The organism is Paenibacillus lupini (genome assembly GCF_011761355.1).
Lineage (GTDB): Bacteria > Bacillota > Bacilli > Paenibacillales > Paenibacillaceae > Pristimantibacillus > Pristimantibacillus lupini.
In genome coordinates, this window is sequence record NZ_JAASRW010000001.1 from 642441 (window position 1) to 662599 (window position 20159).

The 20159-nt window shown below is 46.2% G+C and carries 16 protein-coding genes; 11 read left to right on the forward strand and 5 right to left on the reverse strand.

From position 1 onward, the window contains the following. Window positions 1-15 precede the first annotated feature (15 nt). The 3 genes from uca to FHS17_RS03195 all read left to right on the forward strand — a co-directional run bounded on the left by uca (window position 16) and on the right by FHS17_RS03195 (window position 6106). Entirely contained in the window at window positions 16-3663 is a 3648-nt protein-coding gene (gene uca / locus FHS17_RS03185; protein ID WP_167274345.1) for an urea carboxylase, read from the forward strand. Next, a complete protein-coding gene (gene atzF, locus FHS17_RS03190; protein ID WP_167274350.1) occupies window positions 3660-5405 on the forward strand; it encodes an allophanate hydrolase in 1746 nt (581 codons plus the stop codon). The genes uca and atzF overlap by 4 nt, the downstream gene beginning before the upstream one ends. A gap of 188 nt (window positions 5406-5593) precedes the next feature. Further along, window positions 5594-6106, forward strand: coding sequence for a DinB family protein (locus tag FHS17_RS03195; RefSeq protein WP_167274353.1), 513 nt, complete (start codon window positions 5594-5596; stop codon window positions 6104-6106). Here FHS17_RS03195 and FHS17_RS03200 read toward each other — a convergent pair. Continuing rightward, the gene (locus tag FHS17_RS03200) at window positions 6093-6443 is read right to left on the reverse strand and encodes a VOC family protein (protein ID WP_167274356.1); all 351 of its coding nucleotides are present in this window, start codon (window positions 6441-6443) and stop codon (window positions 6093-6095) included. The two genes, FHS17_RS03195 and FHS17_RS03200, sit on opposite strands and share 14 nt — an antisense overlap. Window positions 6444-6502: 59 nt before the next feature. Beyond that, window positions 6503-7486 carry a zinc-binding dehydrogenase gene (locus FHS17_RS03205; protein ID WP_167274359.1) on the reverse strand — a complete coding sequence of 328 codons (984 nt, stop codon included), beginning with the start codon at window positions 7484-7486 and terminating at the stop codon, window positions 6503-6505. A gap of 142 nt (window positions 7487-7628) precedes the next feature. Here FHS17_RS03205 and FHS17_RS30995 point away from each other — a divergent pair, with 142 nt between their 5' ends. Further along, window positions 7629-8342 (forward strand): MOSC domain-containing protein, encoded by a 714-nt coding sequence (locus tag FHS17_RS30995; RefSeq protein ID WP_167274362.1) that lies wholly within the window; start codon window positions 7629-7631, stop codon window positions 8340-8342. Window positions 8343-8395: 53 nt separating this feature from the next. Here the strand turns inward: FHS17_RS30995 and FHS17_RS03215 are convergent, their stop codons facing one another. Beyond that, a complete protein-coding gene (locus FHS17_RS03215) occupies window positions 8396-9241 on the reverse strand; it encodes an MBL fold metallo-hydrolase (RefSeq protein ID WP_167274366.1) in 846 nt (281 codons plus the stop codon). A 135-nt stretch (window positions 9242-9376) separates the two neighbouring features. Between FHS17_RS03215 and FHS17_RS03220 the strand changes: the two genes are divergently transcribed. The 4 genes from FHS17_RS03220 to FHS17_RS03235 all read left to right on the forward strand — a co-directional run bounded on the left by FHS17_RS03220 (window position 9377) and on the right by FHS17_RS03235 (window position 13490). Continuing rightward, window positions 9377-10231: a manganese catalase family protein gene (locus FHS17_RS03220; RefSeq protein ID WP_167274370.1), complete on the forward strand. Its 855-nt coding sequence runs from the start codon at window positions 9377-9379 to the stop codon at window positions 10229-10231. 88 nt (window positions 10232-10319) lie between these two features. Beyond that, entirely contained in the window at window positions 10320-12338 is a 2019-nt protein-coding gene (locus FHS17_RS03225) for a Na+/H+ antiporter (protein WP_167274373.1), read from the forward strand. A 54-nt stretch (window positions 12339-12392) separates the two neighbouring features. Beyond that, window positions 12393-12950 (forward strand): NADPH-dependent FMN reductase, encoded by a 558-nt coding sequence (locus tag FHS17_RS03230; RefSeq protein WP_167274376.1) that lies wholly within the window; start codon window positions 12393-12395, stop codon window positions 12948-12950. Between the two features lie 6 nt (window positions 12951-12956). Beyond that, window positions 12957-13490 (forward strand): GNAT family N-acetyltransferase, encoded by a 534-nt coding sequence (locus FHS17_RS03235; protein WP_167274381.1) that lies wholly within the window; start codon window positions 12957-12959, stop codon window positions 13488-13490. Window positions 13491-13546: 56 nt separating this feature from the next. Here FHS17_RS03235 and FHS17_RS03240 read toward each other — a convergent pair whose 3' ends face one another. Further along, window positions 13547-14500: a substrate-binding domain-containing protein gene (locus tag FHS17_RS03240; RefSeq protein ID WP_167274385.1), complete on the reverse strand. Its 954-nt coding sequence runs from the start codon at window positions 14498-14500 to the stop codon at window positions 13547-13549. Between the two features lie 80 nt (window positions 14501-14580). Further along, window positions 14581-17085 (reverse strand): TPM domain-containing protein, encoded by a 2505-nt coding sequence (locus FHS17_RS03245; protein ID WP_167274389.1) that lies wholly within the window; start codon window positions 17083-17085, stop codon window positions 14581-14583. 273 nt (window positions 17086-17358) lie between these two features. Here FHS17_RS03245 and modA point away from each other — a divergent pair, with 273 nt between their 5' ends. The 3 genes from modA (at window position 17359) to FHS17_RS03260 (ending at window position 20157) form a co-directional block, all read left to right on the forward strand. Beyond that, window positions 17359-18111, forward strand: a complete 753-nt coding sequence (gene modA / locus FHS17_RS03250; protein ID WP_415639867.1) for a molybdate ABC transporter substrate-binding protein — start codon at window positions 17359-17361, stop codon at window positions 18109-18111. A 46-nt stretch (window positions 18112-18157) separates the two neighbouring features. Then, entirely contained in the window at window positions 18158-18544 is a 387-nt protein-coding gene (locus tag FHS17_RS03255) for a hypothetical protein (protein ID WP_167274397.1), read from the forward strand. 113 nt (window positions 18545-18657) lie between these two features. Next, window positions 18658-20157 carry a spore germination protein gene (locus tag FHS17_RS03260; protein ID WP_167274401.1) on the forward strand — a complete coding sequence of 500 codons (1500 nt, stop codon included), beginning with the start codon at window positions 18658-18660 and terminating at the stop codon, window positions 20155-20157. Window positions 20158-20159: the final 2 nt, after the last annotated feature.

Consider the following 20159-nt stretch of genomic DNA (forward strand, 5'->3'; position numbering starts at 1 on the left):
AGAGGAGAGGTTCATATGTTTACTAAAGTACTGATTGCTAATCGGGGTGCCATTGCAGTTCGAATTGAGAGAACACTTCGTAAGATGGGTATTGCCTCCGTTGCTGTATATACGAAAGCCGATCAAGACAGCCTGCATGTAGATCTGGCGGATGAAGCGGTTCTTCTAGGAGAAGGTCCAGCGAAAGAGAGTTATCTGAATGCGGATCTCATCCTGCAGATTGCCAAAGAAACAGGCGCTCAAGCGATTCATCCAGGTTATGGCTTTTTGAGCGAAAATGCAGATTTTGCACGGGCATGTCGAGAGAATGGTATTGTGTTTATTGGACCTACTCCTGAGCAAATGGAATCATTCGGCTTGAAGCATTCCGCACGTGAGCTTGCGGAGAGAGCGAATGTTCCGCTGCTGCCAGGTACGCCTCTGTTGACTGAGCTGGGGGAAGCCGCTCACCATGCATCGGAAATTGGATATCCCGTTATTCTGAAAAGTACAGCAGGCGGCGGCGGGATCGGCATGCGAGTATGTGCAGATGAAGATGCGCTGCGCGCTGCCTTCGATAACGTGCGTCACCTTGCTGAAGTCAACTTTAAGAATGGCGGTATGTTCCTTGAAAAATATATTGCCAAAGCACGCCATGTTGAAGTGCAAATCTTTGGTAACGAATTTGGCGAAGTTGTTGCTCTTGGTGAACGTGATTGTTCCGTGCAACGCCGGAACCAGAAGGTAGTCGAGGAAAGTCCGGCTCCTCAATTCCCAGCAGAGGTTCGGGCAGAGATCCTCGCTTGTGCGAAGCGACTGGCAGCAGAAGCTGGTTATCGCAGTGCCGGAACCGTTGAGTTCCTGTATGATCCGTCCAGCTGCAAGTTCTATTTCCTCGAAGTAAACACTCGTCTGCAGGTCGAACACGGCGTTACTGAGGAAGTACTTGGTCTTGATCTGGTGGAGTGGATGGTGAAGGAAGCGGCAGGTGAGCTTCGTGCACTGGAATCGCTCGTGGGTACGCCAAAAGGACATAGTATCCAAGCTCGTATTTATGCAGAAGACTGTCTGCAGCAATTCCGTCCTAGTGCGGGCCAACTGGATCAAGCTTTGTTCTCGTCTGAAGCCCGTAACGAGACTTGGGTTCGCGATGGGATTACCATTACGACGCTTTATGATCCGATGCTGGCAAAAGTCATCGTTCATGGCGAGAATCGAGAAGATGCAATTGGTAAGCTGAAGCAGGCGCTTCAAGAGACTCGTTTTTATGGGATTACTACAAATCTGCAGTATGTTCAAGCACTGCTTGATGAAGAACAATTCACGGCAGGAGATGTATTCACCCAGCTTCTTAATAACTTTGCACCTTCAGAATCAGCTATTGAGGTGCTTGATGGCGGTATTCAATCAACGGTTCAAGATTATCCGGGCCGTGTAGGCCATTGGGATGTTGGCGTACCGCCATGCGGACCGATGGATCCACTCGCATTCCGTATCGGGAACAAGCTGCTTGGCAACGCCGATCAAGCTAGCGGACTTGAGCTGACACTGCGCGGTGGTTCTTACAAATTCAGAGAAAGTATGCTGCTTTGTGTAACAGGAGCAGATATGCAGCCTACTTTGGACGACGTGTCCATCCCGATGTACACAACGGTAAAAGCAGAACGCGGACAAGTGCTCAGCTTTGGAGAATCGGAAGCAGGCTTGCGTACTTACTTACTGATCGAAGGCGGGTTTGATATGCCGCTTATTCTTGGCAGTGCATCAACGTTTACGCTTGGTGGATTTGGCGGACATGGTGGACGTGCAATCCGTACAGGTGACGTGCTTGGTGTGAACCGCCATCAAGGAGCGGATCTGATCCACGTAAAGCCTTCGCTGCCAAGTAAATTACAGCCAGCCATCACTCGTGAATGGACAATTGGTGTTATTCCAGGGCCGCATTGCACAAACGAATTCCTCAAACCTGAATACTTGGAACAGCTTGCGAATACAAGTTTTGAAGTACATTTTAACAGCTCTAGAACGGGTGTACGTCTTATTGGTCCAGCTCCTCTTTGGGAGAGAGAGGATGGTGGGGAAGCAGGTCTTCATCCATCGAATATTCATGACAACGCGTATGCAATTGGAACGCTTGATCTAACTGGTGATATGCCGATCCTGCTTGGACCGGATGGCCCTAGCCTTGGTGGTTTTGTATGTCCGGTTACGACGGCATCGGCAGAATTCTGGAAGCTTGGTCAACTGCATCCCGGTGATAAAGTCCGTTTCCAGCTCGTCACGCTGGAGGAAGCAGAAGAGCTTCGTAAACAGCAGGAAGAGCTGCTGGATGCGATTCAAGAAGGAGATTGCGCAGCAATTGAAGCGGCAGTATTACCAGTGGTGCATTCTTCCGTATCGCCAGAATATCCCGTTCTGTACCGTGAAGCTGAAGGACGTAAGTTCCCGATAACGATCCGCTGCAGCGGTGATGAGAACCTTCTTGTTGAGTATGGCTCATTAGAATTGGATTTGCTTTTGCGCTTCCAGGTTCATGCTCTTATAGAAGCAATTCGTGAGAATGGTACCATTCCTGTGCTTGATCTGACGCCAGGTGTACGCTCTGTTCAAGTGCATATTGATGCTTCGAGAATTACCGTTCAGGAAGCAGCAAAGCAATTGCTCGCGATTGACAGCAACTTGCCGCCGCTGGAATCGATTCGTGTACCTTCCCGTATCGTCCGCCTTCCGTTATCTTGGGATGACCCGGCTACTCAGCTGGCAATTGACCGTTATCAGCAAAATGTTCGTCCAGACGCACCTTGGTGCCCAAGCAACCTGGAGTTCATCCGCCGTGTGAACGGACTTGAAAGTATTGATGATGTGCAGCGAATTGTCTTTGATGCCAGTTATCTTGTTCTTGGCCTTGGCGATGTTTATCTTGGTGCACCACTTGCAACTCCAATCGATCCGCGTCATCGTCTTGTTACAACCAAGTACAATCCGGCACGGACTTGGACTCCGGAAAATGCAGTTGGCATTGGCGGCGCTTATATGTGCGTTTACGGCATGGAAGGCCCAGGCGGCTACCAATTCGTAGGCCGCACGATTCAAATGTGGAACAAACTTCGTTCCACAGAAAGCTTCAAATCCGGTAAGCCATGGCTGCTCCGATTCTTTGATCAAATTCAATTTTACCCAGTATCGGCAGAGGAATTGCTCCAGCTTCGTGAAGACTTCCCACGTGGACGGTTCGAAGCGGACATTACGGAGACGACCTTTGATCTTGGCGAATATTTGCAGTTCCTGAGTTCGATTGAGGAGAGCGCCGGACAATTCCGCAACCAGCAGCAGCAGTCCTTCAACGAGGAGCGCGAGCGCTGGAAGGAGCTTGGACTTGCAGAGTATGTATCTGAGCAGGATTCGTCGAAGCCAGTGAGTGACGAAGAGCTTCCGTCTGATGTGGATGCGATGAAATGCTCCATGCCGGGCAGCGTCTGGAAAGTACTTGTGAATCCAGGTGACACGATTAAGAAGGGCGATACCCTTATTATTGTAGAATCGATGAAAATGGAGTTTTCGCAAAATGCGCCATTCGACGGTGTGATTCATTCTGTACATGTTAAGCCAGGTGACAGTGTAAATGGCGGCCAACTCATTGTTGGCATCTCGAAACAATCGGAGAGGGAGTTGACTAGCGTATGAATGATAACCAATTGCGAATAACGATCTCTACGCTGCGTGAGCGCTATTTGAACGGAACATTGACGCCAGAGCAAGTTATCCAAACCATCATTGATCGTGCTCAAGCCGATGAGGATAAGCATATCTGGATTACACCGCCATCATTAGCTTTTATCCAGCGTTATCTGGATCGACTTGATCAGCTTGATCGTACACAACTGCCGTTATGGGGTATCCCGTTTGCGGTAAAAGATAATATCGATGTGGCCGGAATGCCAACGACAGCAGGCTGCGAGGATTTCTCTTATCTGCCAGCTGATCATGCTGCTGTAGTAGAACGTTTAATAGAAGCAGGAGCTATTCCTGTTGGCAAAACAAATCTCGACCAGTTCGCAACTGGACTGGTCGGGACGCGAAGCCCGTACGGCGAGACACATAATTCGCTTCGGCCAGAGCTGATCAGCGGTGGTTCAAGCTCCGGCTCCGCTGTTGCTGTTGCTTTAGGTCAGGCAGCATTTTCGCTAGGTACGGATACAGCTGGATCGGGCAGAGTACCTGCTGCACTTAATAACCTAGTTGGTCTAAAGCCAAGTGTTGGGGCATGGTCCATTAAAGGTGTTGTACCAGCTTGCGAAAGCTTGGACTGTGTGACGGTATTTACTCACAATCTGGAGGATGCGGAGCTGGTCGATCAAGTGGTGCGTGGCCTGCAAGCCAATGATCCATGGTCTAAAGATATCTCGGCGGGCGAACATAAGTTGCCTGTGAAAATCCTGCTGCCTGAAGGCCCGCTTGATTTCTATGGACCGTTTGCAGACAGTTATAAAGCTGCATGGGAGCAGGCAGTGGTTGATCTCAAGGCTTTAAAGCTTCCAATCGAATATGTAGAAGTAGAGCTGTTCCAAGTTGCAGCAGCGTTGTTGTATGAAGGACCTTGGGTTGCAGAGCGATGGGCTGCACTAGGCTCATTTATTGATGCGAATCCTGGCGTTACTTTCCCGGTAACTGAGCAAGTACTTCGAGGCGCTACAAAGCCGGAATTCGATGCTACATCCGTATTCAAGGCTTTCCATAAGCTGCAGGGCTATAAACTCGCGGCGAGCAAGCTTTTGCAAGATTCGGTGCTTGTGATGCCTACAGCGGGCGGCACTTGGACACGTGAGCAGGTTGCGGCTGACCCGATAGGGACGAATAGCGCCATGGGCAAATATACGAATCATTGTAATTTGCTGGATCTATGTGCACTCGCTGTTCAATCGGGCGAAGCTGAGAAGGATTTGCCATTTGGGATAACCCTATTTGCCTCGTCAGGAGGAGAGGGGATGCTCTTCGAATTAGCAGAAACATTCCGATTCTCGAAGGAGAAGCAGCCTTCTACTCTCGTAGCTGTATGTGGTCTGCACATGCGTGGTCTGCCGCTGGAGCGCCAAATGCTCGAGCATGGGGCTGCGTTTGTCCGTGAAGACTATACATCCGCGACCTACAAGCTGATGAAGCTTCAAACCGTGCCGCCAAAACCTGGCTTGTTAAAGCAGACGCATGGCGGAGCATCCATTGCTGTTGAAGTATGGGAGATGCCGCTCGCTGCATTTGGTTCCTTCACGGCTGCTATTCCCGGACCGCTTGGCATTGGTAAATTGGAACTCAAGGACGGTACAAGCATCCCCGGCTTTATCTGTGAAGCGTACGGAGCAGTAGGTGCAGAAGACATCACCGCTTACGGCGGCTGGAGAAAAGCGATTGAAGCCGTGAACGCGGTGTAGGTCAAGCTGGTTGACACCAATAAATTCCAAGACTTATACTTTTAAATAGACAGACGCACGATCCTCGAGGGAAAGTGCGTCTTTTTATTGGACAATAGTCACGAACGGCCGCTTGAACAGATAGTAGAGTTGATAAGAACAGAACAGATGAGTCATTCAGAATCCACTAAAAAGCGAGGTGCACGTTAGTGAGAGGTTTGGAAGTTATAAACGCATTCAAAGATAGACTAGATACCTATCCTATGGAGCAATTACGCTATAGCAGCGCTCCAGGAGTATGGTCGATGGGCCAGGTTTATTCCCATATTGTTGATGTGGCACTAGAATATCTGGATAAAATCGAACAATGCGCAATCTCGAGTGTTGATCAGCCTTTAGGCAAAACAGAAGCTGGTGAAGAGCTCATCGAGCGTGGGGGATTTCCACCGATTAAGATCAAATTACCTCCAGGCATGGAGTATAGTCCTAATAACGAAAAAAACAAAGCCGAGCATAATCGTGATTTGGACGATCTGCTCAGCAAGATGAGAGAATGGGATGCTCGAATCCAACTTATTAATCCCAACTATAAAATAAGACATGGGGGCTTCGGCTGGCTGAATGTCAGGGAATGGTTCGATTTGATTGAGATGCATACCCGCCATCATTTACGTCAGCAGCAGGAACTGGAGCAGGCTTGGAAGGAAATTAAGCTTTCTTGAGTTCAATGCGATTACCTTCTGGATCAATAATGACGCCAATCGTTCCCCAACTATGAATATGAACGTCTACCGTAACTCTTCTGTCTAACAGCTCCTGCACAGCCTGCTCAAAATCTATCACATCAAACCGCAGAACGGTTGGATTCTGAGCTCTCGACTTTTCTGTTGACGAGCCCACGCCGCCTCGCTCAACCATAAGATAGCTGCCGCCAAAGTCGAATACGGTAAGATTAGTCTGTCGCTCGCGAACATGTAATCCCATATGTGCGGTATAGAAGTCTACGGCAGTCTCGTAATTTTCCGTGAATAAAATAATACCGGATTCTTTGATTTTCATCTATGATTCCTCCTATTAAAAAATAAGCTTACTCTGCACAAAGAGTAAGCTTATTTTAGTTACATGACCACTACAATTTTACCGCGAACGTGTCTTTGTGATAAACGGGTTAATTCAGCTGGAATTTGCTCCAAGCTGATTTTTTTCTCCACGATGGCGTTTAATTTGCGATCAGAGATAAGCTGCATGAATTCTTCTGTCATCGTCCCAAGTTCACGTTCAGCACGAACATCACCGGATAAATGAGCACCGCCAATCATCATTTTATGAACCGAGAAAGTTTTGTAGGATGGCTGGAAGTCGGCTACGGTCTCAGGAGCGCCGGCGATACAGGCTAGTTGCCCGTTAAAAGAAAGCATAGTCAGATCTGCTTGGGCTGTTACCCGATTGAGTGAATTTAAGATGTAATCAACGCCTAAGCCATTTGTCGCTTCCATGACTCTTGCTGCTACATCTTCGGTATTGTAGTCAATAACAACATCAGCGCCAAGCTGTTTTACATAGTCCGTATTGGCTGTCGATGCCGTTGTAATGATTGGAGATGCTCCAAGCAGCTTTGCTAGTTGGATGGCATACCCGCCAACGCCGCCGGCACCGGCATGAATAAGAATGGAACGTCCAGCTTTCACATTCAGCTTCTCTAGTAAGGCTTGATAGGCAGTTAGTCCAGCACAAGGGAAGGCGGCAGCTTCCTCGAAGGTTACGCCGCTTGGGATACGGCCAGCCATATGAGCTTTCGTTATGCCATATTCGGCATATGTACCTGGTTTCATAAAGCTTCCATGATAAGCGACATGATCACCGATTACAAAGCCCGTAACACCTTCTCCAACAGCATCCACAATCCCCGCCGCATCAAGACCAGGAATGAAAGGATATTGCCAAGCCGGATTGCCGTTTGCCGTCATTTTATAATCTGCAGGGTTTAGGCTTGCTGCCTTGATCTGCACCCGAATTTCACCTAGCCCAGGCTCAGGAATAGGCATGTCCGCCATTGTGAATGTATCGGGGGCCCCTGGGGCATTAATGACCATTGCTCTCATTTTGAGAAAACCTCCATTTTTTGTATGCTTAATATCAGAATATCATTAATCTGTTAGGCTTGAGAACAACAATATTCATTTTTGTTTTCTGGGTAACATCCGTTAAAATAGAATTATTCATAGTCAGATGGAGGAATGAAAGGTGCAGATTGGTGAAATTAGCGAGATTTATCGCTATCCGATTAAATCGTTTGCCGGTGAAAAGCTGGAGGACTGTGTTATTGAAGAGTATGGCTTACAAGGGGATCGTTTTGTCACCTTTTACGATGAGACCAAGAAAGAATGGTACAAGTACATAACGGCTAGAAATATTCCTAATCTGCTTAACTATAAAGCTGAATTTAAAGATGGAGACATTCAAGTAACTTCGCCTGACGGCAGAGTATTTGGCTGGGATGAAGCTTTATTAGAAGAGATCCAAAGCCAGACCTCCACAACTCTTACGATGTCTAAACGGAAGGAACCCCATCCAAAGGCTAAAAATTCACAATTGTTGTCGGTTGACGGAGCAAGTATCCTGATCATTACGGACTCTTCCTTAAACAAGCTGCAGGAGACATGGGGGAAGGAGCTGGATTACCGTCGTTTTCGTGCGAATTTCGTCATTACGGTTAGTGACGATACGTTTACAGAAGGGGATTGGATCGGACGAAAGCTCTCCATTGGAGATACTAAACTGCAAGTGGACAGCTTTTGTGAGCGTTGTGTACTAATTACGATGGATCCTGATACGCAGGTGAAGGATCCAACTTTGCTCAGAAAAGTGAATGAGGAGTTCAATCTGCATTTTGGCGTTTATGCTTCCGTACTCCAACCTGGTTCCGTTAAATTGGGAGACAAGGTGCAGTTAGACTAAATTCAACGTTGAAGAAAAAGAAACCACGATATTCTGTGGTTTCTTTTTCTTCGTTATTGGATGTACTTCCCATAATCAGGGATAGCAATTTGATCAAATTCTTGAACCAATCTCTGCAGGCTTTCAGACAGGAATTGACCTGTCATAGGCATCCCGTGTCCAGTAACAGCTGTCTTTGGCTTCAAAGCCTCCAATTTTTCAACCGACTCCCGGGCAGATTCCCAATCCGTAGTTAAGTAGCGGGGAGGTCCGCTAATCTCAAGCTCCTGCGTAATAACGCTCCAAAGCGATTCTTGCTTGACGGTAACAAAAGCATCACCTGCTAGCAGGGTGCGGTCACTTTCTCTAAAAAGAGACACATGACCGGGGGTATGTCCAGGTGTGTGAATCCATCGCCAGCCTGCCATAATGGGAATCGATCCATCCGATGGAAGCTCAATTACATGATCGCTTAGCTGGATAGCATCGTTAGGAAATAAAGGTGAGAGTTTTGCGACTAATCCACCTTCTACCGTAGCATCAGGTGTGGGGTAATTGCGCTGCCCAGTCAAATACGGAAGCTCAAGTGGATGGGCATAAACAGGGATATCCCAATGCCTGATCAATTCGATAATCGAACCAACATGATCAAAATGCCCATGTGTCAGTACAATGCCGCTTGGTTTGTTTTCTAATCCAAATCGTTCCTCCGCAGCTGAGATAATATCATCTGCCGAATGGGGCATACCAGCATCAACCAGCACCCAGTCTTTTTCTCCCGGTTGGCCAACGAAACAGATATTTACAATTTGAATGGTCTGGCAAAATAGATCAGGTAAAACTTCTTGTCCCAAGCCGCTTTTAATAGAGGTGACCGGTAGGAAATGATAATCTTCACCATATGACATCTCTTCATTCATGCAGGGACCCTCCTTTTCATTTCAATGTACATGTCGGTAATTTGTCCTACTCGGCAAGGAATCATCAGCACAGAATGAAATATTGTCCTTGAGCGCAAGCTATTAGCGCTTAAGCCAATTAAAGGAGGGTTCGACTTGTATTTTTATAAACAAGATCTGATTAACATGATTGTGCCGGACAAGCCAGACCCTGCTGCTGCAAAGGTTTTACAGGAAGCCCTGGGCGGACATTATGGCGAGATGCGCACGATGATGCAGTATTTTTTCCAAAGCACGAACTTCAGAGGGAAAGCAACGCAGTATCGTGACCTGATCAGAGGCGTATTTCTTGAGGAGATCAGCCATGTCGAGCTGGTACAGACAACCATTAATCAGCTGTTAACTGGTTCAGGAGAAGAAAATCCGGGTAATGCTGGTGTAGATGGTGCTCCGCTTGATGAGGCTATCAAACATGCTAATCCCCATCATTATATCGTTGGAGCGCAAGGCTCTCTTCCTGTTGATGCCGGAGGTAACCCATGGATGGGAAATTACGTTTATAATCATGGGAATCTGATTGCAGATCTGTTGGATAATTTGGTACTTGAATCAACAGGTGTTCTGCAGAAATCCCGGATTTATGAAATGAGCTCCAACAAAGCTTTCCGCGAAACGATCGCCTTCCTCATTGTACGGGATAATGCTCATCAGAATGCATTTGCTAAGGCACTTGAAACACTTGGTGTCAGCTGGGGGAATCTGTTCCCAGTACCTAATTATGATATCAATAAATATCCGGAATGCCGGAAATATGTCGATTTGGGCTTCCATAACGCACAATTCAACTTCCGATTGGATGAGACAAGAATTGCTGAAGTGTTTAGCGGCAAATCTCCAAGCCGGAATGGCGGGGAGCTTCAGGTCACACCGCCGCCGGATGGATATCCTGTGCCTTATAATCCGGAACTTCCGAACGAACACGCTCCCGGTCTAACGGACATGGGGAGATAGATCATAATAAAAAGGATCGAGCGCGATTTGCGGTTGATCCTTTTTGTATATACCTTTTAATAGGTGAGAACATGGAGGGGGATCACGCTTGGAAGTCTTTATTGCTGTACTCATTATGCTTGTTCTGATTGGTGTCTCTAACGTCATCTATCGTTTTATTCCGTTCGTGCCAGTGCCGCTGATCCAAATTGCTCTTGGAGCGGTTATGACGATTCTTCCACTTGGCATTCATCTGCATCTTGAACCGGAATTGTTCTTCATCTTGTTCATAGCGCCATTATTGTATAACGATGGGAAGCATACTCCTCGGGATGAGCTGTGGCGGCTTCGTGCGCCAATATTGCTGCTGTCCGTCGGGCTTGTCTTCGCTACCGTATTTGTGGTGGGCTACACTATTCATTGGATGATTCCGTCTATTCCGCTCGCGGCGGCTTTTGGTCTTGCTGCAATCTTATCTCCAACGGATGCCGTTGCAGTAGGTGCATTAGCCGGACGTATTCAACTGCCAAAAAGCTTAATGAGGCTGCTTGAAGGCGAAGCCTTGATGAATGATGCATCCGGTCTTGTCGCTTTCAAATTTGCGGTTGCTGCAGCGATGACGGGCATATTCTCCTTGCATAAAGCAACGCTCAGCTTTCTTGTCATCGCTGTTGGCGGGCTGCTGGTGGGTGCTGTCATTGCTTTCATAATCATTCTTATTCGTCAGCTGCTTAGAAGGGCGGGCCTTGAGGATGAAACGATGCATATGCTGCTGCAGATTGTAACCCCGTTCATCCTTTATCTTGTTGCAGAAGAGCTTGGTGTCTCAGGCATTCTTGCAGCTGTAGCTGGCGGTATTGTGCACGCGGTTGAAGATGACCGGGCGGATCAATCTATGCCAAAGCTAAGATCCGTATCGTTGAGTACTTGGTCAGTCATCCTGTTCATCTTGAATGGCCTTGTATTTGTTATTCTAGGTATTCAAATCCCTGATGTTACTTCGGTTATTTTCAAAGATCCGGGCTTTAATAATTATGTGGTCATTTGGTATGCGATCATTATCTTTGCTCTGCTTCTGGTGCTGCGCTTTGTATGGACGTTTTTGTTCACTTGGTTTGGAGCTTCCAGCAGAGAAACGTTAAGCTACAAGGTCATTATATTGACGACGGTCTCAGGAGTACGAGGTGCGGTTACGCTTGCGGGCGCTTTTTCCATCCCCTTGCTGCTTAACAATGGCAGTCCGTTCCCACAACGTGATTTAATCATTTTCCTGGCCGCCTTTATTATCCTGTTGTCGCTGCTTACGGCAAGTATTCTGCTGCCACTTATCGCGAAGAAACGGGTCATTGCCAACGATGCCGAGAGAAGCCATGAAGAACGAGAATGGCAGATGAAGGTGATGGGCGCAGCAGTAAAGCATTTGGAGCATGTCAGTAATGAAACAAATGAGGCAGCAGTGGAATCCGTCATTGCCGAATATCGCCGGATGATTTTGCAGATCGACATGAAAGATAATCCGAACAAGCAGCTTTCCCGAGGCAAGAGAGAAGAATTAGAGATGCGGATGCTCGCGCTGGGCATTGAACGTAACTACGTCCATAAGCAATTGGAGAAAGGGTTAATTAGCCCCAAGCATGCTCATTTCTATAATAAAATGCTGGATCAGATCGAACTGATTCTCGCCAACCGGCTACATCTTAGTAAGATGGTGATCAAAGGCTTATTAAGCAAGATAAAAGCTTTACTTACTGGCAATAACAAGGCCGCTTATACAGAGGCGGATATCTACGCCTTAAGAGGACTGAAATTGCAATGCTCGGAAGCTGTCCTTGAAGAGATGCAAGCCCGCTGCATGCCTGAAGTGAAGAATGATCCAAGCGAATTCGTGATCGCTTACTATAATCAGATCGTCAACAGGATGAAGACGATGCCGATTCACTCTAGGAACAAGTCGAATGACTTTAATGAAGCAAGGAAGGAGCTCCACTGGGTGGCTATCCAAGCTGAACGGGAGGAAGTTCAAGTTTTATATGAAAAAGGAACGATCGACCGTGAGTTAGCCGCCTTATTACGGCGTCATATCCGTGATCGGGAGGCTGCTATGTACGAGGAGGATGAAATCGGTTAATCTTAATGAGTTGTGCAGTTGATTGCACAGTATAACCAGAAGGAGAGGACCACCATGACACAAACCTTTCATATTGTTGGCTTAACTGGAAGCTTGCGGAAAGCTTCGATGAACAAAACCTTACTCAAAAATGCGGCGTTGTTTCTTCCTGAAAATTTTACATACACCTACGCTGATCTTGGAGATCTGCCGCTCTATAACCAGGATCTGGAGGAGGATTTGCCGGAGTCAGTCAAGCAATTCGCTGAGCTGTGCAGCTCAGCTGACGGCATTCTGATTAGCACGCCTGAATATAACGGACTGATTACTGGGGTACTCAAAAATGCACTCGACTGGGTATCTAGAAAAAATATAGGTGCACCACTAGGGACAAAACCTGTTGCGATTATGGGCGCTACAACCGGACCTGGCGGAACTGCCCGTGCGCAGACGAACTTACGTCAACTGCTATTTGCTTTGGATATGGATTCCGTCAATCGTCCAGAATTGAAGCTTTCCCAAGCACATATGAAGTTCGATGACGAGGGCAGATTGAGTGACTTTGGAACGCTGCAGGTGCTGCAGCAATTAGTCGATAAATTTGTTCAAAAAGTAGAAAAGTCCAAGGCGTAGTCGTAGATGATGAGTAGTGAAATTTATCTTAAACCGTTAGACCAAGCGGATGCGCCAGCAATGCTCGAATTGAAAACGCGTAATCGAAGCTTTTTCCAGCCGTATGAACCGATTAGAAGTGAAGCGCACTATACCCTTGAAGAACAAGAGAATGAGATTAAGAACGGTATAACGAGTTCAGATCAAGATCAAGCTTATATTTTCGGAGTCTATCTCACTCAATCGGATCAGCTGATTGGGCGCATTGCGATCACGAGTGTGTCCCGAGGGGTATTCCTGAATGCATATCTCGGTTATTTTATTGACCAAGCCTACAATGGGCGAGGTTATGCAACAGCTGCCGTTACGTTGGTAGTACGCAAAGCATTCGAGGAGTTAAATCTTCATCGCATTCAAGCAGGCGTTATGCCAAGGAACGAAAGATCCATTAGGGTTTTGGAAAAGGCCGGCTTCAGGCGTGAGGGTCTCGCCCAACGTTATTTGAAAATAAACGATCAATGGGAAGACCATTTGTTATTCGCCATTACTGCGGAAGATTGATTTGAATAATGAAAACGGCCTTGGAGCAATGAGCTCCAAGGCCGTTTTCATATCCATTAAGTCTCATACAGGACTTGTCCAGTTAGAGATAGATCATAACCCGAGATCGAGCGGAGCTCATTCTGGAAGGCGGTGGAACACAAGATGTTCATGACAGCTGAGATCCATTCCATATTTTCAGGCTTTTTAAGTAAGACAAGATCATATTGCTCTTGAATTAATGGTATAAAATCCACGTTGCCAACGATGGCGGCTGCCTTCTCAATGCCAACCCCAACATCCGCTTCACCTGCAGCAACTTTGCCGGCTACTCCGAGGTGGTTGCTCTCCTCCAGATCATAGCCAATCAATTGATTGGCTTGAATACGGTGCAAACGAAGCTGTTCATCGAGCAGGACTCTCGCGCCGGAGCCTTTCTCTCGGTTCACGAACCGCAATCCTGGTCGGTCAAGATCTTCCCAGCCATTTAATTGATGTGGATTCCCGCGTTCCACATATAGTCCGGCCCGTCGTTTGATCAGATTCACAACCATGTAAGAGGAACCGGTCAGTAATCTGCGGATATAAGGGAGATTATATTCACCGGTGTCCCCGTCTAATAGATGAGTGCTGACAATATCGGATTCTCCCTTGTACATGGAGATCAGGCTGTCGAGGCTGCCAACATAAGAGCGTAATGGCCTGACCGAAGGGATATGCTTTTCCATGTGCTTAGCTAACAAGTCCAGACTAATATCTTGACCCGTTATAACGATCGGGCGGATACCGGAAATCGTATAGGGCTGAGAGGTCTTTGCCGTTTCGCTATAGCTGCCGGTAGGTTCAAAAGTTCGGGCTGACTTCTTCGTTTGCTGCTTATAGGCTTCCAGATCGGAGGCATCTACCCGCATCTGTTTGCCAACACGGTAGGAGGGGAGATCACCTTTCTTAATCAGATCGTAGACCGTAAGTTTGGACACTTTAAGAATCTGTGCGATCTCTTCGGTCGTGTAAGAGATATCTTCGGCCATATGGTATTCTCCTTCATCTGCTGTTAAGCCATATTGTAGCATAAGTTACCTTAAGGCGTGGATTCACAGTAGTTTTCTAATTACCAGTTGTCGCCTCCTGAAGAACCACTTGGCGGACTATAAGAGTCTCCTCCGGAAGAAGGGGGTGAAGGGGAGGAACTAATCGATTCCTGCTGACGTCGCTGTTCCTCTTCTTGCCGGCGTCGTTCATCCTCTTGCCTTTGCTCTTCACGAATGATGTTATCGTATTCGAATTGCATTTGATTAATATTATGATCGGCATCATCAATTAGATTCATGGCTTCCATATAAAGTCCAAGCATTATCAAGTTATCAATTTGACTCATATTGGATTGATAACTGCTGCTATGATTGCTGGATACGGAGCGGTGTCTCGTACGGGCATATACCGATTCATAACGGTTCTGGATTTCTCTTATACGACGTTCTGCCTGTTGTTTCTCCTGTACAACCCGCTCGACATCAGTGACAAAAGTGTTTACATTGCGATCAATCGATTGCTGCTGACTCTCCGCGTCATCAAGCGAAATTTGGTTTGAGGCAAGATGATGATCCAACCTTTCTTTGTCCTTACGAATGATGTCGCTGGCGTTATTAAGCATGCTCCCAGGACCGCTTTGAGGAGAGAGGTGCTGCGCAGTTAATAGGGTGTCGGCTGTTTGGAACTTTCTCCAAGTATCCGAATGTGCGTGTTGAATGCCAGCGAGATGCTGCAGGGAGCGATCATAGGCAAGCATGCAGTCCTTCATCGCTAGCGTTGCCTGCTCCGAAAGTGTGATCATATTATCTAATTGTTCACGTGATGCGTTATAACGTTGCTCATTTATGGCAAGTGTTGTTGTTTCGGAATAGGAGACAACATCCCTATAGGTTTGTACAGCTTCCTCATATTTCGGCGGCATGAACGTCCATACGGACGGGTGAAACTTGCTTTTCATTTTTCGAAGCTCTTCTTGGAAGGCTTCTTCATTAAGAGAGAAGGACTGGACAAATTTTTTCATTCTCTCCATATCTTGCATGACCGATGCTCGGAGTTCTAACCTTTGAGGAACCATCTGACGTGCTATATCTAATGCACCACGAATGTTAGCTAACCGATCGGATGCGTCCCTCAGATCCCCATTTTCTAGAGAAACGATAAGCTGCTTGTGTTCAACAGCCGCGTAAGCTGTCCGCTCGAACGGGTTAAACTCAACGAGCTGTAATTGATTTTGTTGCATTTGTGCTTTAATCGATGCTTCCAATTCGTTGATCTTAGCTAACCCTGACTTTTGCTCCGCAATAAAATCCGGCAGCTTATCCAACAGTTGGTTGTGTAAAGTGGTCTGTTCATGCTGCGGTATCAGCAGCTCCGTAGCATCAATGAGTTCAGATAACTGCTGCTTGTAGACCGCATCCGTTTTCTCCTTGTTCACTTCGATTTCGTTTCTCATCATCCTTAGGGACAATTGATAGACATTCGCCAGTTCACTTACACGTCCACTAAGTGCCTGAATAACAGCTTGCATTTCTTTCACGATTTGGTTGTTTGTCTGATCCAGCTCTGCCAGTTCATTGGCGCTTTGACTGTGCTGTTTTGCATGATTATTCTGGTCGCTGACTGTCTTTGCGAATTGATCGAGCTCTGCAGTACCTTTCCTAGTTACAATTCCGATGTGGAGATTGCTGATTGATACAATCAGTTGTTGTACGATCTGAGCTTGCTGGTCAATAGCACGAGACAAAGGGAGAAGCTTCACTTCAGCAGAAGGTGGAGCTCCATATAATTGTACAAGCGGCTTTAATGTCTCCTGTGCACGGAAAAGTTCTACTGAAGTATCCTCAGCTAACGAAAGCACATTACGTTTGAGAGTAGTCCGCTTTTTGAATCGAATTAACACATAGAGTCCAGCCGCAAGGATGACAAGGCTGATGATAACAATGATGCTAATCAGGGGAAATCTGCCGGCATTCACAGGTTCCCTTTGCGAAAGATCGGGTATAACTTGCAGTGGTGAATGCTGTGATGGTGGCGCTACTAACAAGGGATCTGGAGTTGCCGGTTGGATTGGAGCTTCCACTTCAGGTTCAGGCAAAACATTCATAGCGCTGACCATTTGTAACAAGCCAGATCCGAAATCACCTTGTTTGGCCATTGGTGTGAAGTTTTTACCTAGAAATCGATCGATCGATTGGCGGGTTGTATACTCGCTGCCTGCGTAGTCGATCGGCAAAGCATCAAGTTTCTTCTGAAGCGGGACATTCATGAAATAGAGCTGAATGCGACGATCTGTTTTGGAAAGAAGAACAATAATATCATCCGCCTGAAGTGACCATGTATCGTAGACATTCTTTGCATAAACATCAGATTCTTCTCCATCCAAAGAATCGATTGTAAGAATATAGAACATATAAGGCGCACCTGCTCCAGCTGCCATCTCTAAGTCTTTAAGCTGTTCAGATGGAATCATGCCAGCGGTATCATAAATATGGGGTGTTCCTTTGTCTGGTAAACTAGCCGCACTTACCATCCCGGCAAACACGCATAGGAATAGCAAAATGGTAAGGAATATCGTTTTCTTCATCAAAATCCTCCTGAACAATTTTTCTCGTTTCATTGTATCATCTTTCATTTTTGAATCCACATATTCCCAAATAAAAATTCGGCCGAGTGCTTAGAAATATCCGAGGGAAGATTATCTCACATGAAATTCTTTTCAACTAGTTACATTTTATTAGCGGTTATGATATAAGTGGATATAAATAGATATAACTAGATATAATTTGGAGGAGATGGAATGGTTCAAAGGGTAAGGAATTATGCGATTTTGTTAGGTCTAGTTATGATGGTGCTCGTGATGGCTGGATGTGGGAAGGCAAATGGGGATGAGAACAACGCTGCTCAAAGCCAAGTTAAACTCACCATATCTGCGGCAGCCAGCCTAACGGATGCGCTAACGGAAATCCAGAAGACTTACGAAGAAGAGCATTCAGCAATCAAATTGCAATTCAACTTTGGTGCTTCAGGAGCGCTTCAGCGGCAGATTGAGCAGGGAGCCCCAGCGGATCTGTTCCTGTCCGCAGCAGCTAAGAACTTGAAAGCACTTGTTGATAAGCAATTGATCGATACAGACCAACAGATCAATCTATTAAGCAATGAACTTGTCGTAGTGGTTCCGTCAGACAGTACATCCGCAATCACATCAGTTGCAGATTTATCCAAAGCGGAATTCTCTCATATCGCCATCGGTATTCCGGAAAGTGTGCCGGCAGGTAATTATGCGAAAGAATCATTAACGAACGCGAACATGTGGGATTCCCTTCAGTCCAAAGCAGTGCAAGCCAAAGACGTGCGTCAAGTGCTGCAATATGTAGAGACTGGCAACGCTGATGCAGGGTTTGTCTACAAGACCGATGCGTTGACATCCGATAAAGTGAAGATTGCTTTTACCGTTGATCCGGCTACATACACATCTATTCAATATCCGATTGGGATTGTCAAAGCAACGAAACACAGCAAAGAAGCTGAAGAGTTTTATACCTATCTGCAATCGCAGGAGGCACTTGATGTATTTGTGAAATACGGTTTCTCTGTACCAGAGAGCAAATAGGAACATTTAGAACGGGGAACACGATCATTCTTTTTAGGAGGTAACGATGCGGAAAGTTTTTGCTGCTGTTATTCTATTATTTGTTCTTGCCGTCCTGATCTTATCCATTTCACATCGAACAGAGGTTGGTTTCCGGATTACTGTCCATAACAATATGGAACAATCCATATCTCATTTGGTTATAACCTATCCCAATGGTTCTAAGGAGTTTGAGATGGAACCGCGTTCTGTAAAGACGATTCATGTTCATCCAAAGAATTTCGGAGAAGGCTCAATTAATCTTATTTATATTGAAGGGCAAGCTCATCAAGAAATGATAGTGTTCGGATATATCGAGAACGGTTATAACGGTCGAGCTGATGTAAGCATTGATTCCGTTGCGGAGAATGGAGAGCTCCAAGTAACCGTACAAGAGAAAACTAATCTTTACTAAATGACTGATTTAAGAAGCCGCGATCATTGATCGCGGTTTTTTTTGGTTAATTTTCAGGAAAGATATGCAAAATAAGGTTGCGATCTAACCTATCCTTTCAGAGAGGTGTGCAAATGACGTTATCTCAAGTACTGCGACAAATGATGATTAAGGAGTCAGGATCGAATCCAAATAATGATTCATCAGCTAACCTTCCTGATCAGGACAACCAACCGCCAACACTTGCACACACGCTAGAAGAATTCAAAGATTGCAGTGATGTGACTCATGAATCATTTCCTGAGCATCAAGTGGAGCTTATCTACTTTGATCAATTGGTGGATAAGGAAAAATTAAGCCGTCATATTTTATCACCATTATTAACCGGGACTGAGCAGGAAGTATCAAAGATGCTACTGCATCTACAACCTTTTCACACGAATAGCAGCAAAGATCTGATCTTGAACATTTTGGCCGGTGGCGTAGGCGTATTTCATGGTCCTAATGCTTTCGTATTTAACGTCTATAGTCCCGAGAACCGATCGATCAGCCAGTCCGAGACCGAGACGGTTATCACAGGTCCTCATGATGCCTTTACCGAGCAGATTAATACTAGCCTGGCTATGATCCGTGCAAGATTACGGAGCTCACATTTGAAAGTAATCAAGCTGTCTGTTGGGGAAGTTTCGAAGACAGAGGTTTATTTGTTGTATATAAAAGATATCGTTAATATGCGATTCGTCGATGAAGCCAAGAAGCGTATTGAAAAAATTGAAGTGGATGCCATTCTCGATACGAATATGATCATTCAGTATATGGATGATAATAAATATTCAATTTTCCCTCAATTTCTAACTTCCGAGCGTCCGGATGCGATCGTGTCCAAGCTTGTAGCCGGTCGTGTGGTTGGCATGGTAGACGGGAGTCCGTCAGCATTTACAGCACCCACATCCTTCTTTGAATTTTTCTCATCCTCGGATGATTATTATCAGCGATGGATTCTAGGAAGTGCCATTAGGCTGCTGCGCTTCATAGCGTTTATCATTACGATCAGCTTCACGGCCATGTATGTATCTGTAACGACCTTCCATTATGAGATGATCCCGGAAAATCTGATACTTACCTTAACAGAATCGCGAAGCAGGGTGCCATTTCCGCCATTATATGAGGCATTACTGATGGAAGTAACGATTGAACTGCTGAGGGAAGCGGGGGCGAGACTGCCGACCAAGATCGGTCAAACCATCGGTATCGTTGGCGGTATCGTAATTGGTCAGGCGGCCGTACAAGCAGGTTTAACGAGCAACATTCTCATTATTGCAGTCGCTTCATCAGCGATTGCATCCTTTGTTATTCCAAGCTATGTGATGAGTGCTTCGATCCGGTTAATTCGGTTTGGATTGATTCTTTTAGCCGGCTTATTTGGCAATCTGGGTATTTTGTTTGGTATTACCGCGATTGTGATCCACTTGAGCAGCCTGACCAGCTTGGGATCGTCTTATTTGAATCCTGTCGCACCATTCGAGCCGAAAGACTGGAAGGATATCTTTATTCGTGCTCCTTTCAGCTCGCTTCGCGCGAGGCCGACACAAAGCGATTCTCCCAATAAGGTACGCAATAAGACCAGGCGGTGAAT

Excerpts from the sequence above, each read along its gene's own strand:
- FHS17_RS03205 (WP_167274359.1), bottom strand. The coding sequence starts at position 7,486 with ATGAGAGCAATGGTCATTAATGCCCCAGGGGCCCCCGATACATTCACA.
- FHS17_RS03245 (WP_167274389.1), bottom strand. The coding sequence starts at position 17,085 with ATGAAGAAAACGATATTCCTTACCATTTTGCTATTCCTATGCGTGTTT.
- FHS17_RS03240 (WP_167274385.1), bottom strand. The coding sequence starts at position 14,500 with ATGGCCGAAGATATCTCTTACACGACCGAAGAGATCGCACAGATTCTT.
- FHS17_RS03230 (WP_167274376.1), top strand. The coding sequence starts at position 12,393 with ATGACACAAACCTTTCATATTGTTGGCTTAACTGGAAGCTTGCGGAAA.
- uca (WP_167274345.1), top strand. The coding sequence starts at position 16 with ATGTTTACTAAAGTACTGATTGCTAATCGGGGTGCCATTGCAGTTCGA.
- FHS17_RS03215 (WP_167274366.1), bottom strand. The coding sequence starts at position 9,241 with ATGAATGAAGAGATGTCATATGGTGAAGATTATCATTTCCTACCGGTC.
- FHS17_RS03200 (WP_167274356.1), bottom strand. The coding sequence starts at position 6,443 with ATGAAAATCAAAGAATCCGGTATTATTTTATTCACGGAAAATTACGAG.
- FHS17_RS03260 (WP_167274401.1), top strand. The coding sequence starts at position 18,658 with ATGACGTTATCTCAAGTACTGCGACAAATGATGATTAAGGAGTCAGGA.
- modA (WP_415639867.1), top strand. The coding sequence starts at position 17,359 with ATGGCTGGATGTGGGAAGGCAAATGGGGATGAGAACAACGCTGCTCAA.
- atzF (WP_167274350.1), top strand. The coding sequence starts at position 3,660 with ATGAATGATAACCAATTGCGAATAACGATCTCTACGCTGCGTGAGCGC.
- FHS17_RS03255 (WP_167274397.1), top strand. The coding sequence starts at position 18,158 with ATGCGGAAAGTTTTTGCTGCTGTTATTCTATTATTTGTTCTTGCCGTC.
- FHS17_RS03235 (WP_167274381.1), top strand. The coding sequence starts at position 12,957 with ATGATGAGTAGTGAAATTTATCTTAAACCGTTAGACCAAGCGGATGCG.